Annotated in this window: 11 protein-coding genes; 3 read left to right on the forward strand and 8 right to left on the reverse strand. The window is 72.3% G+C overall.

The window, feature by feature from the left end:
* Positions 1–243: 243 nt before the first annotated feature.
* Positions 244–1,002, reverse strand: a complete 759-nt coding sequence (locus tag OG965_RS18710; RefSeq protein ID WP_371656982.1) for a dioxygenase — start codon at positions 1,000–1,002, stop codon at positions 244–246.
* Between the two features lie 177 nt (positions 1,003–1,179).
* On the opposite strand from OG965_RS18710, the gene OG965_RS18715 reads away from it, so the two are divergent.
* Positions 1,180–1,683 (forward strand): MarR family winged helix-turn-helix transcriptional regulator, encoded by a 504-nt coding sequence (locus tag OG965_RS18715; RefSeq protein WP_371653225.1) that lies wholly within the window; start codon positions 1,180–1,182, stop codon positions 1,681–1,683.
* Between the two features lie 69 nt (positions 1,684–1,752).
* On the opposite strand, the gene OG965_RS18720 is transcribed toward OG965_RS18715, so the two are convergent.
* Together OG965_RS18720 and OG965_RS18725 are read right to left on the reverse strand one after the other, a co-directional pair.
* Positions 1,753–3,285: an MFS transporter gene (locus OG965_RS18720; RefSeq protein ID WP_371653226.1), complete on the reverse strand. Its 1,533-nt coding sequence runs from the start codon at positions 3,283–3,285 to the stop codon at positions 1,753–1,755.
* A gap of 91 nt (positions 3,286–3,376) precedes the next feature.
* Complete coding sequence (locus OG965_RS18725; RefSeq protein ID WP_371653227.1) at positions 3,377–4,033, reverse strand: TetR/AcrR family transcriptional regulator; 657 nt, start codon at positions 4,031–4,033, stop codon at positions 3,377–3,379.
* Between the two features lie 272 nt (positions 4,034–4,305).
* On the opposite strand from OG965_RS18725, the gene OG965_RS18730 reads away from it, so the two are divergent.
* Positions 4,306–5,616 (forward strand): M6 family metalloprotease domain-containing protein, encoded by a 1,311-nt coding sequence (locus OG965_RS18730; protein WP_371653228.1) that lies wholly within the window; start codon positions 4,306–4,308, stop codon positions 5,614–5,616.
* A gap of 164 nt (positions 5,617–5,780) precedes the next feature.
* On the opposite strand, the gene OG965_RS18735 is transcribed toward OG965_RS18730, so the two are convergent.
* From OG965_RS18735 to OG965_RS18750, 4 genes are all read right to left on the reverse strand, one after another.
* The gene (locus OG965_RS18735) at positions 5,781–7,448 is read right to left on the reverse strand and encodes a class I adenylate-forming enzyme family protein (protein WP_371653229.1); all 1,668 of its coding nucleotides are present in this window, start codon (positions 7,446–7,448) and stop codon (positions 5,781–5,783) included.
* A gap of 61 nt (positions 7,449–7,509) precedes the next feature.
* Positions 7,510–9,465, reverse strand: coding sequence for an anthranilate synthase family protein (locus tag OG965_RS18740; protein ID WP_371653230.1), 1,956 nt, complete (start codon positions 9,463–9,465; stop codon positions 7,510–7,512).
* On the reverse strand, positions 9,462–10,121 hold the full coding sequence (locus OG965_RS18745; RefSeq protein ID WP_371653231.1) for an isochorismatase family protein: 660 nt from the start codon (positions 10,119–10,121) through the stop codon (positions 9,462–9,464). The genes OG965_RS18740 and OG965_RS18745 overlap by 4 nt, the downstream gene beginning before the upstream one ends.
* A 119-nt stretch (positions 10,122–10,240) precedes the next feature.
* The gene (locus OG965_RS18750) at positions 10,241–11,413 is read right to left on the reverse strand and encodes a 3-deoxy-7-phosphoheptulonate synthase (RefSeq protein ID WP_371653232.1); all 1,173 of its coding nucleotides are present in this window, start codon (positions 11,411–11,413) and stop codon (positions 10,241–10,243) included.
* A gap of 551 nt (positions 11,414–11,964) precedes the next feature.
* Between OG965_RS18750 and OG965_RS18755 the strand changes: the two genes are divergently transcribed.
* On the forward strand, positions 11,965–13,107 hold the full coding sequence (locus OG965_RS18755; RefSeq protein ID WP_371653233.1) for an IS701 family transposase: 1,143 nt from the start codon (positions 11,965–11,967) through the stop codon (positions 13,105–13,107).
* Here the strand turns inward: OG965_RS18755 and OG965_RS18760 are convergent.
* Positions 13,086–15,053: a helix-turn-helix domain-containing protein gene (locus OG965_RS18760; protein ID WP_371653234.1), complete on the reverse strand. Its 1,968-nt coding sequence runs from the start codon at positions 15,051–15,053 to the stop codon at positions 13,086–13,088. The two genes, OG965_RS18755 and OG965_RS18760, sit on opposite strands and share 22 nt — an antisense overlap.
* Between the last annotated feature and the right edge of the window lie 70 nt (positions 15,054–15,123).

The following is a 15,123-nucleotide window of genomic DNA, read 5'->3' on the forward strand; positions in this document are numbered from 1 at the left end:
GTGCCGCCACCAGGGGCGGACGGATGCCGCGGGAATGTACAGAGGTGCAGGTCAGGCCCCGTACCAGGACTCCGCGTCACCGGCCGCGACCGGCGTCCAGTGAGACCGGCGTCACACCCGAAACAGTTGCCTTCACCTCGGAAGAGCCCCATCCCCGTTTTCGCTCTCCCACCCTGAAGACGACCCGCACCGCCTTCTGGTTGCTCAGGATGTCCAAACTGCCCGAATTCTCGGGTACCCCTCTCAGCCGAACTGCACCGACCTCTTCGCCAGCCCCATCCAGAAGCCCTCGATGACGCTGCGGACCCCGCCCAGCTCGCCCTCCGACGCGCCCAGGGTCACGAACAGCGGGGCGAAGTGCTCGGTGCGCGGGTGTGCGAGGCGGCCCGCCGGGGACTTGTGCTCGAAGTCGAGGAGGGCGTCCACATCGGCGGCGGCCAGGGCGCGCGCCCCCCAGTCGTCGAACTCGGCCGACCAGCCGGGCACCCCACCCGCATGGCGCAGCGCCGCCAGGTTGTGGGTGAAGAAGCCACTGCCGACGATCAGGACGCCCTCGTCGCGCAGGGGCGCGAGCCTGCGCCCGATGTCCATCAGCTTCCGGGGGTCGAGCGTGGGCATGGAGATCTGCAGGACGGGGACGTCGGCGTCCGGGTACATCTCCACCAGCGGGACGTACACGCCGTGGTCGAGGCCGCGGTCGGGGATGTCCTGGACCGGCGTCCCTGCGCCGCGCAGCAACTTCCGTACACTGTCGGCGAGTTCGGGGGCGCCGGGAGCGGCGTACCGCACCTGGTAGTAGCGCTCGGGGAAGCCCCAGAAGTCGTACACCAGCGGGACCGTCTCGACGGCGCCGAGGGCGAGCGGGGCCTCCTCCCAGTGGGCGGAGACCATCAGGATCGCCCTGGGGCGGGGCAGGCCGGCCGACCAGGCGGCCAGCTGGCCCGGCCAGACGGGGTCGTCGGCGAGCGGCGGGGCGCCGTGCGAGAGGTAGAGGGCGGGCATCCGCCCCGCACCGGAACCGGAGGCGCCGACGGCGTCGGCGGCAACCGCGGAGGTGGCGGTCATGGCGGACTCCCTGTCTACTGGACCCAGTATCTACTTGAACTCTAAAGTTTTCCCTTATGCCGAGATTAACCGGATCTTGTTCAACTTTCAAGGAGTGGCCGTACAGTGGATTCCATGACCACCACCCCCGCCGAGGAGCCGCGCTGGCTCAGCGACGACGAGCAGGCCACCTGGCGTGCCTACCTCCATGCCACCACGCTCCTGGAAGACCACCTGGACCGCCAGCTCCAGCGTGACGCCGGGATGCCGCACATCTACTACGGCCTGCTCATCCAGCTCTCCGAGGCGCCCCGGCGGCGGCTGCGGATGACCGACCTGGCCATCGGCGCCAAGATCACCCGGTCCCGGCTCTCGCATGCGATCGCCCGTCTGGAGAAGAACGGCTGGGTGCGGCGCGAGGACTGCCCCTCCGACAAGCGCGGCCAGTTCGCGGCGCTCACCGACGAGGGCTTCGCCGTCCTGGAGCGCACCGCGCCCGGCCATGTGGCCGCCGTGCGCCAGGCGATGTTCGACCGGCTCGGCCCCGAACAAACCGAGCAGCTCGGGAAGATCATGCGGGTGATCGCCGAGGGCCTGCAGCCCAAGGACGCGAACGCGGACCTGCCCTGGCTCCGCTGAGCCGGACAGATCCGCGTTCGTTGTGTTTCCCGCTTTCCGCTTACGCGTCCCCCACGTAGGCGGCGGGCGTCAGTGGGCGACCACCGGGACCCGGATCTCGTCCTCGACACCCTCGGCGTCGCCGGAGCCGGTCGGGGAACCGGCGTCCGGGCGGCCGGTGTTGATGAGGGTGACCGCGATCGCCGAGGCGAGCACCAGGATGCCGACCGCCCACCAGATGGCGCTGGTGAAGCCGTGCACCATCGCCTGGAGCTTCAGCAGCTCCACGCTCTTGGCCCCGGCGGCGTGCGAGGTGACGTACGCCGTGGTGGCCGAGGCGGCGATGGTGTTCAGCAGAGCCGTGCCGATGGCGCCGCCCACCTGCTGCGAGGTGTTGACCATGGCGGAGGCGACACCCGCGTCACGCGGCTCGACGCCGATCGTGGCCAGCGACATGGCCGGCATGAAGGCGGTGCCCATGCCGAGGCCCAGCAGGATCTGCGCCGGCAGGATCAGCCCGGCGTACGAGGTGTCGATCTGGAGCTGGGTCAGGATCAGCATGCCGATGCCGGCGGTCAGGAAGCCGGGGCCCATCAGCAGGCGCGGCGGGACCCGGGTCATCAGCCGGGCGCCGATCTGGGTGGAACCGGTGATCATGCCCGCGATCATCGGCAGGAAGGCGAAGCCGGTCTTGACCGGCGAGTAGCCCTTCACGACCTGCAGGTAGTACGTCAGGAAGAGGAAGAGGCCGAACATCGCGATGATCGCGAGGCCGAGGGAGAGATAGACCCCGCCCCGGTTGCGGTTGGTGATCACGCGCAGCGGCAGCAGCGGGTGCTTGACCTTGGCCTCCAGGACCACGAAGGCGAGCAGCAGCACGACCGAGGCGACGAACATCGACACGGTCAGCGTGTCCGACCAGCCGGCCGACTCGGCGCGGGTGAAGCCGTACACCAGGGCGACCAGGCCGAGGGTGGAGAGGATGACGCCCGGGACGTCCAGCGGCGAGCGGTTGCGGGTGCCGGAGGGCTCACGGATGACGAAGTAGGCACCGGCGGCCGCGACGATCGCGAACGGGATGTTGACGAAGAAGGTCCAGCGCCAGTTCAGGTACTCGGTGAGGAAGCCGCCGAGGATCAGGCCGACGGCGCCGCCGCCGCCCGCGATCGCGCCGTAGATGCCGAACGCCTTGGCGCGCTCCTTGGCGTCGGTGAACATCACCGCGAGCAGGGAGAGCGCGGCGGGCGCGAGCAGCGCGCCGAACGCGCCCTGGAGCGCGCGGGAGCCGAGCAGCATGGTCTGGTCGGTGGCCGCGCCGCCGAGCGCGGAGGCCGCGGCGAAGCCGAGCAGACCGACGACGAAGGTGCGCTTGCGTCCCCAGAGGTCGGCTATGCGGCCGCCGAAGAGCAGCAGACCGCCGAAGGCGAGGGCGTAGGCCGTGATGACCCACTGCTTGTTGCCGTCGGAGATGCCCAGGTCGGTCTGGGCGGAGGGCAGGGCGATGTTCACGATCGTCGCGTCGAGCACGACCATGAGCTGGGCGAGCGCGATGAAGGCGAGGGCCTTCCACCGACTGGGGTCAGGAGCGAGGTCCTTGGCCGGGACCTGGGCTGTTTTAGACATGGGTGTAGCCACCTTGGGACGCGATGTGCTGAAAGCGGAGTGCTGAAGTACTGGTGCGGAAAGCGGAGTTGCCGCCCGGCCGCGGGTTCGGTTACGGCTGGCTGAGGTCCTGCAGGGTCGCCGCCGTCCCCGGCAGCCCGGACCGCGCCGGGGCCATGAGCCCGTCGAGGAAGAGCTGGAGATGGCGGTGGACGAACCGGTCCATGTTCGGGCACGCGGTGCCCGGCAGCGGCCGGGTGAGCTGGGTGAGGGCGACCATCAGATCGCCCACGTCGACGTCGTCACGCAACTGGCCGCTGCGCCGGGCCCGCGCCATGAGGTCCCGGACGGCCTCGTCCAGTCGCTCGCGGGAGGCGTTGAGCTCCGGCAGGTCCTTGTCGAAGCCCTCGGAGAGCATCGGGCACAGGGCTCCGATGCGCTCGTCGGCCGCCTCGAACACGAACCGCCGCAGCGCGGCGAAGGCGTCGGGCTCCTCGGCGGTCGCGGTCTCCGCGGCCGCCGAGACCCGCTCCATGACGGCGAGCACCACGCTGGTGATCAGCTCGGCGCGGTCCTTGAAGTGCCGGTAGAGCGTGGCGTTGCCGATGCCCGCGCGCCGCGCGATCTCGTCGAGCGGCACCATGGCGCCCTCCTCGACGAACATCTCGCGCGCGGCCGCGATGATCCGCTCCCGGTTGCGCAGGGCGTCGGCCCGCGGCCGCGGGGCGCGACGGGGCTCCGCTGCGGTGGTCGGGGTGGCGGTGGACACGGCGTGCTCCTTCTCGTACGTACGAAGTCGTCGTCCGAACCGGAAGCGGGGAACCTCTCCCCGTTTCGGCGGGACACAGGTGCAAACGGGGAAAGGCTCCCCGGTTATTTCCGGCCGGGCCACCTGTTTGATGTGACCTGAGTCACACATTCCTCTTGCGAAACCACACGCGCGGCCCACCCAGCGCGCGCCTGCGACACGCCCGACACAGGGTGATCGCACGAGCGCAGTCAGGAGCCACCTGCTGCCGGTGGCCGAAGGCGAGCGTGCGCATGGAGGAGTCCGGCAGACCGCGCCGTCGGATATCCGGCGGGCCGCGCGACCCGCGCCGCCGCCGCACCCTCGCGGGCGCGGCCCTCGCCGCCGTCGTGCTCGCCTCGATGACCTCGGGCAGCACCACCCTGGCACCTCCCTTCCGGGCGTCGGCCGGGCCGGTGGCCACCGGCGGCGAGACGGCGCTCGGCCCGTGCCGGATCACCGCCACGCTCGGCGTGCAGATGTCGGAGGGCCTGCCCACCCCGCCCGGCTACGCCCACTCCACGGGCACGGTCCGCGCCCTCACCCTGATGATCGACTTCCCGGACGCGCAGGGCACGGAGTCCGCGCTGAGCCGGTACGCGGAGTTCTTCCCGCAGACCACCCAGTGGTTCCGCACCGCTTCTTACGGGCGGCTCGACTACCGGCCCGAGATCCCCGTCCCGCAGTGGCTGCGGATGCCGCAGGCGTTCTCGGCGTACGGCATCGAGCGCGGCTCGCCGTACGAGCCGGGCTACCGGCGCCTCGTCAAGGACATCGTGACGGCGGCCGACTCACGGGTGAACTTCGCGTCGTACGACCTGGTCAACATCCTGATGTCGCCGAACGCGGGGCCGTCCGCGCTGGACACGGTGCTGTCGGTGACGTTCTCCGGGAACGAGGACGCGCCGCTCGCGGACGGCGTCCCGCTCTCCAACACGTCCTTCGTCTACAGCCGCCAGGACGACGGCTCCGGCTCGTACCGCGAGACGGGCTACCGGGTGCTGCCGCACGAGAACGGCCACGTCTTCGGCCTGCCCGACCTCTACACGCCCGAGGGCGGGGGCGCGGTCGGCCACTGGGACATCATGTCCGAGGACTGGGGCGCCAACAACGACATGCTCGGCTGGCACAAGTGGAAGCTGGGCTGGCTCGACAACACACAGGTGGGGTGCGCGGCGGCGGGGGCGCGCGTGAGCGAGTACGTCCTGAGCCCGCTGTCGGCGCCCGGCACCGGCCGCAAGCTGGTCTTCGTGCCGCTGTCGGACGAATCGGGTTACGCGCTCGAAGTGCGGACCCGTACGGGGAACGACGAGGCGGTGTGCAAGCCGGGGGTGCTTGTGTACCGGGTCAGCACGGACGTGGATACGGGGCGTGGTCCGGTCACCGTCGCGGACAGCGCCAAGGACAGTGGGGGGTGTACGCGGCGGCCCAACGTGCATGCGGAGCTGTCCGACGCGCCGTTCGGCCCCGGGGAGACGTTCACGGACCGCGAGCGGGGGGTCCGTGTCTCCGTCCTGGGCGCGGACGAGCTGGGCAATTACCGAGTGCGGGTGGCTCGGGGCTAGGCGTTGGGTCGTCGTTCGGCTGCGGACCGGTGGGGGCTGATCGCGCAGTTCCCCGCGCCCCTAGGGGGTTGGGGGCGCGGGGAACTGCGCGAGCAACCACGCACGGTCCGCAGCCGAACGACAGCCGCCCGCAGGGCTTTCGGGAAGGGGCGGGGTGGGGGATCTCAAAGCCGCAGCCAACCCTCGACCTCCGCTCGCAGCTCCCGCTTCAGTACCTTCCCCGTCGCGTTGCGCGGCAGGGGAACGGTTCGTACGAGCACGTGCGCGGGGACCTTGAACGCGGCCAGGACGCGGGACGCGTACGCCCGCAGCTCTTCCGGGGTGACGGGCGAGGCCACCTGCACCACCGCACCCACCTCCTCCCCCAGCTCCGCGTGCGGCACCCCCACCACCGCCGCGTCCAGTACCGCCGGATGCCCGTGCAGGACCGACTCGACCTCCACGCAGTAGACGTTCTCGCCGCCCCGGATCACCACGTCCTTGATCCGGTCGACGACCGCGATCCGGCCGTCCCGTGCCACCGCCAGGTCCCCGGTCCTGAACCAGCCGTCCACGAAGGCCTGTTCGGTGGCGGCGGGGTCGTTCCAGTAGCCGCGTACGTTCGACTGGCCGCGCAGCCAGAGCTCGCCCACCTCGCCGTCCGGCACGTCGGCGCCGTCCTTCCCGACGACCCGCACCTCGGTGGTGGGCGTCGGGCGGCCCACGCTGTCCGGCCGGTCCCGGTACTCGGCGCCGAAGTTGGCCAGCACTCCCCCGCTGGTCTCGGTCAGCCCGTATCCGTTGCGCGGCTCCATCCGCTCGGCGTAGCGGGCGGTCAGGCGCGCCACCAGAGTGGGCGGCGCGGCGGATCCGCCCGTGTTGAACATCCGCAGCGACTCCATCGGGTCGCCCGCCCGCTCGGCCTCGTCGAGGAGTTGCAGAGCGGTGGTGGGGACGCCCGCGTAGTGGGTGACGCCGTGCTCGCGGATCAGGGCGAGCGCCCGCCGGGCGTCCCATTTGCGCATCATGACCAGGGTGCCGCCCGACCCCATCACCGAGTAGAAGCCGCTGAACCCGGCGACGTGGAAGAAGGGGTAGGTGACGAGGGAGACCGGTGCCGGGCCCTGGCCCGGCACCAGGCCCCGGCCCAGCGCCGACGCGGCCGCGTGGAAGCGCGGGTTCATCGCGGCCCCGGCCTGGGCGAGGTGCGTGGCGACGGCGCCCTTGGGGCGACCGGTGGTGCCGGAGGTGTAGATGATCGTGGCGTCGTCGTCCGGTGAGACGGTCACGTCCGGCGGCCCTGCGGCGGGGTCGGCCTCGCCCAGGTCCTCGTACGCCTCGAATCCCGCGGGCAGCGGGCCCGCGCCCTCGAAGACCACGCCCCGCACCCGTGCCTCGCGCGCCCAGCCCTCGACCCTCGCCAGCCGCTCCCCGTCCACGAGCAGCACGCCGGGCGCGCAGTCGTCGAGCGCGTAGGTGAGCTCGGCCTCGGTCCACCAGGCGTTCAGCGGCACCGCCACAAGCCCGGCCAGCTGGGTGGCCCAGAACGCGATGTGCCACTCGGGGAGGTTGCGCATCGCCACCACCGCGCGGTCGCCGGGCCGCAGCCCGTACGCCTCGACCAGCCGCCGGGCCAGCGCGGAGGCGGCCGCGAAGAACTCCGCGTAGGTGTGCGTCCCGCTCTCCGCCACCAGGAAGGGGCGGTCGCCGTACGCCCAGGTGACCTCCACGAACTCGCGCAGGGTCCGTGGGCCGCCGGCGTAGAGGGGCACCCCGTCCGGGCCCCGCTCGACGGCGAAGGGCGCCCCGGGTGCGGTGAGGAGCGCTTCGGCGGCGGCGGGGGTGTACGGCACGGGGTGCCCTCCTTGGCGGCGGGTGCGGGGCGCGGGGCTCCCCACAACATAAACGCCGCCGCTATCGGCCTGCTCGGCGCGCCTTCCCCGCGAGCGGTCCGCCGCCGGAGCGGACCACTCCGGTCAGCGCCTCGGCGAGGATCCGTACGCCGTCCTCGGTGAGCACCGACTCTGCGTGGAACTGCATCGAGGCGAAGCCCTGGCCGCGCAGCGCGTGCACCTCGCCCGTGTCCGGGTCGCGGCTGATCTCGATGACGCCGTGGTCGGGGTGGGTGAGCTTGTCGTCGGCGCTGCGGGCGGCGAACGTGTTGTAGAAGCCCACCCGCTCGTACGCGCCGAACAGGTCGATCTCCTTCTGGACGCCCTGGTTGGGGGTGTCGCGGCGGGCCAGGCCGAGGCCGAGCAGGGTCGACAGGACCTGGTGGCTGAGGCAGACGGCCACGAACGGGCGCCGCTCGTCCAGGAGCCGGGTCACCGCGCCCCGCAGATGCGCGATCTTGGGGTGGCCGGTCTCCCGGGGGTCGCCCGGGCCGGGGCCCATGACGACCAGGTCGTGGTCCTCGACCTCGTACGGCTCGTCGAAGCGACGGACCGTCACCTCAAGCCCCAGGGCGGCCAGTTCGTGGCCGATCATCGAGGTGAAGGTGTCCTCCGCGTCCACGATCAGCACCCTGCGCCCGGCGAGCTCCTCGACGGGGGCGGCCCGCTGTCCGGGCTCGCGCAGCCAGAAGCGGGCGATGCGGTCGTTGCGCCGCTCCAGCGCCTCGCGCACCCGGGCGTGCCCGGCGAACCGCTCGACGGCGCCCGGTCCGGACGCGCCGGTGGCGCCCGAGTCGAGGGCGGCGAGGAGCCCGGCGGCCTTCGCCCGGGTCTCGGCGACCTCGCTCACCGGGTCGGAGTGGCGCACCAGGGTCGCGCCGACGCCGATGCTGAGTCGCCCCTCGTCGCTGATGTCGGTGGTGCGGATGAGGATGGCGGTGTCCATGGTGCGCCCGCCGTGCTCGTCGCGGCCGATGAGGGCCATGACGCCGCTGTAGTAGCCGCGCCCCTCCGGCTCGTACCGGGTGATCACCTTGCAGGCGCTCTCCAGCGGGCTGCCCGTCACGGTGGGGGCGAACATCGTCTCGCGCAGGATGTCGCGCACATCGTGGTCGGTGCGGCCCTCGATGAAGTACTCGGTGTGCGCGAGGCGGCCCATCTCCTTGAGGTACGGGCCGACGACCCGGCCGCCGCCCTCGCAGATCCGCGCCATCATCTTGAGCTCTTCGTCGACGACCATATAGAGCTCGTCGGCCTCCTTGCGGTCGGCCAGGAAGTCCATCACGCCGGGCAGGTCGGGGCCCGTCGCCGGGTAGCGGTAGGTGCCGCTGATGGGGTTCATCACGGCGGTGCCGCCGTGCAGGCTGACATGGCGCTCGGGGCTGGCGCCGACGAAGGTGCGCCCGCCGGTGTGCACCAGGAACGTCCAGTACGCGCCGGACTCCCGCTCGACCAGGCGCCGGAAGAACGACAGGGCGCTGTGCGGCGTGTAGGGCGTGATGTCCGCGACGAACGCGCGCTTGATGACGAAGTTGGCGCCCTCGCCGTTGCCGATCTCGCGCTCGATGACATCGCGCACGATCGCCGCGTAGCTGTCGTCGTCCACGTCGAAGCGGCCGTCGGTGAGGGTGACCGGCTCGTCGGGCAGCCGGCGCAGCGCCTCGGCGAGCGGCAGTTCGCCCTGCTCGGCCACGGACATGACGAGCAGCGGCTCGCCGTCGTCGGTGCTGGTGAAGCCGCGCTCGGAGATCTGCCGGTACGGGACGACCGCCAGCACCTCGTGGCGGGCGCCGGGGCCGGTGGGCGCGTCGGGCAGCGGTATCCCGGCCAGCGCGTCGACGGCGGACACCTCGCCGAGCAGCACTTCGAGGACGTCGCGGCCCAAGGTCTCGGGCCGGTGCAGCAGGGCGTACGCGGCGGGTTCCCGCGCGAGCACCCGGCCCAGGAGGTCCCGGTCCGAGGGGAGTCCGGCGGTCATCGGCCCGCCCCGTCCGCGGGGGCGAGCTCGGCGAGGACCGACTTGGCGGTGGTGACCACGGCACAGCGCTCCGCCGCGTAGTTCAGCGCGAGGCGGTGGTACTGCTCGGAGAAGTCGGCGACCGCGTCGGCGACCAGGAACGGCTGGATGTCGTTGGTGAAAGCCTCCACCGCCGACATCAGCACGCCCACGTGCGCGTACACCCCGCAGATGATCAGCTGGTCGCGGCCGGCCGCGCGCATCCGCTCAAGCAGGTCCGACTTGAAGAACGCGCTGTAGCGCCACTTGGTGAACACCCAGTCGTCCGCGCCCGGTTCGAGCTCGTCGACCACCTGGCGGTCCTCCGGGGAGACCCGCATGCCCGGACCCCAGAAGTCCTTCAGCAGCCCGCGCTCCTGCTCGCTCATCCCGCCGGGCTGCGCGGTGTAGGCCACCGGGATCCCGGCCGCGGCGCAGCTCTCGCGCAGCAGCGCGGCGTTGCGCACCAGGGTGCCGCCGGGCGACTGGTCCGCCGGGAACGGCCGCAGGAAGTAGCGCTGCATGTCGTGGACGAGCAGCACCGCCCGGGCGGGGTCGACCTTCCAGGTCGCGGTGTTCGCGGGGAGGTCGCCCTCGGAGGGCATCGGGTACGGGTCGATGGTGGGCAGGCCCGCCATGGTGGTCCTTTCGCTGTGCCAGGTGCTCCGCTGGAAATGGGCTTCGTCGGCTGCGGGTTGTCTGTGGCTGGGCGCGCAGTTCCCCGCGCCCCTGACGGGGCGCGGAACCGCCCCGCGCATCAGCCGAGCCAGGCCGAGGCCACCGAGACCGCCTGGCGCGGGTTGAGGCGCGGGTCGCAGAAGCTCGTGTACTTGTCGCCGACCTCGTGCAGCCGGTCGTGGTCGGTGACGCACTCGGTGACGTCGTCCGGGGTGGTCTCCAGATGGATGCCGCCGGCCGTGCCGCCCGCCGTGGTGACCGCGCGGTGGAACTCCACGACCTCCCGTACGACGGTCTTCACCAGCCGCGTCTTGAGTCCCTCGGGACCGTTGACGGTGTTGCCGTGCATCGGGTCGGTCAGCCAGATCACCGGGTGGCCCGCCGCGCGCACCGCCGCCACCAGCGACGGCAGCCGCTCCCCCACGGTGTCCGCGCCCATCCGGGAGATCAGCGTGAGGCGTCCGGGCGTCCGCTCGGGGTCGAGCTTCTCGCACAGCGCCAGCAGGTCCGCCGAGGTCATTCCCGGGCCCACCTTGCAGGCCACCGGGTTGGCCACGGCCGCGAGCAGCGCCACATGGGCGCCGTCCACCTGCCGGGTGCGCTCGCCGATCCACGGCCAGTGGGTGGAGGTGAGCAGCAGACGGCCGTCGTCCTGCATGCGCACCATCGGCAGCTCGTAGTCGAGCAGCAGCGCCTCGTGGCTGGTCCACACCGGCGCCTCGTGCCGCGCGCCGCGCGCCGGGCCGCTCCAGCCGAGCAGCTCCAGGATGCCGCGCGCCGACCGGTAGCCGGTCAGCATCCGGGTGGGGTCGGGCTTGCGCAGCTCGGGGTCCGGCTCGGGGGCGTTGACCATGTGGCCCCGGTAGACGGGGAGTTCGACCCCGGCGACCGTCTCGGTGGGCTTGGAGCGGGGCTTGCCGTACTGGCCCGCCAGGCGCCCGACCCGCAGTACGGGCTTGTGCGAGGTCATCCGCATGACCCCGGCCAGCATGTCGAGCAGCCCGACCTTGCGGGCCACGTCGCCGTGGCTGTTCTCCGCCCAGTCCTCGGCGCAGTCGCCGGACTGGACGATCTGGACCCGCCCGGCCGCGACCTCGGCCAGCCGCGCACGGAACTGGTCGACGTCGTCCGCCTCGACCAGCGGCGGCAGCGCGGCGAGCTCCTGCCGCACCCGTACGAGTTCCGCGTGGCCTTCCCAGTCCGGTTGCTGTACTGCGGGCAACGAGCGGAGGAACGCGTGGACGCTGTGCACCTGATACCTCCCAGGGTTGCGTGGTACCGCTCACCCGAAAGGCGGATCAGCAAGCGGCCGGACGCCGAGCCTCGCCGACCGCGGGAGGAAAACCGAAGCCGGTTTCCCCGACTCCCGGAAATGCGGGCGGATTCTCGGCCCGACTTGACGGAGTGTCCGCTCCCGCGCCGCCGACGGGATCCGGCCGGGGCGGGCCGCGGCGACTTGCGCGCGCGCCGCGCCGGCCCTCACTACGGGCCCGCGGTGGCGCAGTCACCATCGGGGCGCACCGTACCGCCTGGCGGCCCGCCGGGAACGGGTGCGCCGACGGGGCCGCAGTGACGAGCCACCCACGCGGCGGCGCGATGGGGTGCCCCCTGCACCTCGCCCGTGACGTCGAGTCCCGGCCATTCTCGGAAAGGTGGCTTCGACGAGCCGCTCAAACACAGCTGGAGGGGGTTTCGGTGAGTGTTCCCACCGGGAGTATGAGGTCTGTCTGGAATCGTCGCGCCGTACCGGCGCAGCGGACTTCACCAGCGGTCATGTACGAGCGCGAGTTCATGCTCAGGGACATGAGCAACGCGCTGTTCGCGTCCCTGCCGAGGCGGGACCAGCGGCACAAGGGGGAGCAGTATCTGCGCGGGCTGCTCACGGCGAAGGGGCGCCGGTCCATCAGGAACGTGGCGGCCTGCCTGGGTGATCCCACCCTGGAGCAGACCCTGCACCACTTCATCTGCAACTCCACCTGGGAGTGGCAGCCGGTGCGCGAGGCGCTGGCCTGCTGGCTCGGCCAGGTGATCTCGCCGCAGGCCTGGGTGGTGCGACAGATGTCGATCCCCAAGTCCGGCAGCCACTCGGTGGGGGTGGGCCGCAGCTTCGACCTCTACCGCAACCAGATGTTCCACGGCCAGCAGGCCTTCGGCGTGTGGTGCGCCTCGGAGGAGGCGGGGGCGCCGGTGAACTGGCGGCTCGTCCTGCCCGGAGCGGCGGGCGACGAGCAGGGTACGGCCACCGGTGCGTCCGGCGGAAGGTCCTCGCGCCACACCGTTGAGACGCCCGAGGAGTGCGCCACCACCGCGGCGCTGGAGTTCGCGGGCCTGCACGGCGCCCCGCTGCTGCCCGTGGTGCTCGATCTGCCGGTGCGCGACGCCGACGCGCTGGTGCGGCGGTTCGGCGCGGCCGGGGTGCCGGTGCTCGCGCGCGTCGGGGCCGGATCCCTGTTCACCGTGGAGGAGCCCGCCCTGGCCCGGTTCGGTACGGGCCCGCTGCCGGTGCAGCGGATCCTCGACTCGGTCAAGGGGCGCCGCCAGCGGGTCGGCAGGTTCGACCCGGGCGCACCCTCGGGCGTACGGCACACTCCCGCGGTCAAGGTACGGGTGGGGCTGCCGGGCGGGACGCCCGTGTTCCGGGACACCCGCGAGGGCGGGCTCGCGCTGGTCGGGGAGTGGGAGGAGCAGCACCGGGCGCCCACCCAGCTGTGGCTCACCAACATGGCGGGCGTGCCCACGTCCACGCTGCTGAGCCTGACCCGGCTGGCCGACCGGGTCGGCCAGGACCTCGCGGACCACGGGGACCGGTCGGGGCTGCGGGACTTCGAGGGGCGGTCGCTGCGCGGCTGGCACTGCCACATGACGCTGGCCTCGGCCGCCCACGCCCTGGAGGTCCTGACCGCCGGCCACCGGCGGGCCGAGGGCTACTTCCCCAAGGTGTCCTGAGGGCCGACGGCGGCCTCCCGCTGCCCGACCACCGCCTCCCGCCTGCGGCGCAGCACGTCCCGGGCGCGCAGCAGCCGTAGCGCCAACTGTGCTTCGGTCGCGCGCTCGGGCTGCTGCCAGCCGGGGCCGAGCAGCTCGGTGATGCGCTCCAGGCGGCGGGTCACCGTGTTGGGGTGGACGTGCAGACCGCCCGCCGCGCGGGTCGGGCTGCTGCCCGAGGCGAAGTACGCCTCCATCGTCGCCACCAGGTGCGTCATGCGCTCGGCGTCGTGGTCGAGCACCGGCCCGACGACCGAGGCGACGAACCCGTCGACGTCGTGGTCGTCGGAGAGCAGCAGCCCGAGGAAGCCCAGGTCGTCGATGGACGCGGCGCTCCCCGCGCCGTCGAGCGCGATCACCGCGTCGAAGCAGCGCAGCGCCTCCTGGTACACCTGGGCCACCGAGGCGAGCGAGGCGGCGGGGCCCGCCGAGGCCACCGTGACCGGCTCGGCGAGCAGCGGCGACAGCTCGCCGGACACCGCACGGGCGACGGCCGAGGCGTCGGTGCCGGGCAGCAGCAGCACGATGTCGCCCTCGTGCACCTTCATCAGACCGGAGCTGCGGTAGGCGTACGACGAGGACCACACCACCGCCTTGCCGTGCTCCCCGCCCTCCGGCCGGGCCACCACCACGACGTGCGGCGCGTCCGAGTCCATGCCCAACTGGTGGGCCTGGCGGGCGAGCTGGCCCGGTGACTGGGTCGCGGCGGTGAGCAGCCCGTCGAAGAACTCGTCGCGCAGCGGCCCCTCGGCCACGGCCGTGCTGCGCCGCATCACCAGCTGCAGCGCCGCCGTCTGCCCCACCGAGCCGAGGAAGGCCCGCTCGTCCCCGGTGAGCGGCCGGTCGGTCCGCAGCAGTACCAGGCCGCGCTCCTCGCCCGCGCCGACGGGGGCCGCCCAGACGTTCTCGGCGAGCTGCACCGGGCCGCCCGCCGCGTGCGCCTCAAGGGCGGCCTCGCGCGTCCGCGCCTCGTCGAGCCCGGGGGGCTCCCCCGCGCAGGCGAGGGTGTGCCCGCAGCCGTCGCTCACCACGAGCCCGGCGTCCAGGGTCGTGGCGGCGGACTTCGCGAGCTCGTGCAGATCGCCGCCGCCCAGCACCAGGCCGACCAGCGCGGCCAGCGCCCCGGACAGCTGCCGGGTGCGCACGATGGTGGCCTGCGCGCGGACGCCCGCCGCCTCCAGCTCGGCGATCTCCTTCCGGGAGCGGTCCAGGAGCCGGGCCTTCTCCAGGGCGACCGCGGCGAAGTCCGCCAGGTACCGCATGAAGCTGATCTCGTCGGGCGTGAAGTGCCGTACGACCCGGTCCGCCCCGTACAACGCGCCTATGGGCACGCCGCTCTGGCGGATCGGCACCACCATGATGGCGTGCAGCCCCTCGGCCCGTACGACCGCGTCGAGCTGTTCGCCGTGCGGGATGCGGTCGTCGTTGAGGTAGTCCGCGGTCCAGTAGGGCGCGCCCGTCTCGCGCGCCATCTCACCCAGGCCCCGGCTCTCCTCGACCTCAAGCCCCACGTTGAGCGAGGTGGTGTCGCCGTCCGAACTGTGTACGTATGAGCCGCCGCCGGGCCTGCGCAGGCTGATGTAGGCCATGTCGAACCCGAGCAGCCTTCGAGCGCGGCTCGTGATGACCTTGAGCAACGTGTCGGGGTCATAGGGAATCGTCATGTCGTGGACGGTGTTGACCAAGTCGGCCATGACCGCTTCCCGCTGCCGGCGCTGATGACTGGAGGCCTGGATTTTCAGGGCGAGACGAGTCGCCCTTTCCAGTTCCTCCAGCGGCAGCCGGGGCAGGTTTTCGCGGCGGGCGCGGTCCAGCAACTCCTGAAAGTGCCCGGGGGGTGAATCCAGTGCGAGCAGTTCCAGAACGGCCAGCGCCGGGGCATCCTCTAATGCCTTGTCATCCACCATGCCGCCGCCCCCCATAGGCTCGAAACAGGGCGCAAGCCCTCATCGAACTTACGTTCCTCCGTAAGGTGGG

The organism is Streptomyces sp. NBC_00224, assembly GCF_041435195.1.
Lineage (GTDB): Bacteria > Actinomycetota > Actinomycetes > Streptomycetales > Streptomycetaceae > Streptomyces.

What these genes read in the sequence shown, in the direction of transcription:
- OG965_RS18710 (WP_371656982.1), bottom strand. Translation starts at nt 1,002, where the DNA reads ATGCCCGCCCTCTACCTCTCGCACGGCGCCCCGCCGCTCGCCGACGAC.
- OG965_RS18715 (WP_371653225.1), top strand. Translation starts at nt 1,180, where the DNA reads ATGACCACCACCCCCGCCGAGGAGCCGCGCTGGCTCAGCGACGACGAG.
- OG965_RS18720 (WP_371653226.1), bottom strand. Translation starts at nt 3,285, where the DNA reads ATGTCTAAAACAGCCCAGGTCCCGGCCAAGGACCTCGCTCCTGACCCC.
- OG965_RS18730 (WP_371653228.1), top strand. Translation starts at nt 4,306, where the DNA reads ATGGAGGAGTCCGGCAGACCGCGCCGTCGGATATCCGGCGGGCCGCGC.
- OG965_RS18740 (WP_371653230.1), bottom strand. Translation starts at nt 9,465, where the DNA reads ATGACCGCCGGACTCCCCTCGGACCGGGACCTCCTGGGCCGGGTGCTC.
- OG965_RS18745 (WP_371653231.1), bottom strand. Translation starts at nt 10,121, where the DNA reads ATGGCGGGCCTGCCCACCATCGACCCGTACCCGATGCCCTCCGAGGGC.
- OG965_RS18755 (WP_371653233.1), top strand. Translation starts at nt 11,965, where the DNA reads ATGAGCAACGCGCTGTTCGCGTCCCTGCCGAGGCGGGACCAGCGGCAC.
- OG965_RS18760 (WP_371653234.1), bottom strand. Translation starts at nt 15,053, where the DNA reads ATGGTGGATGACAAGGCATTAGAGGATGCCCCGGCGCTGGCCGTTCTG.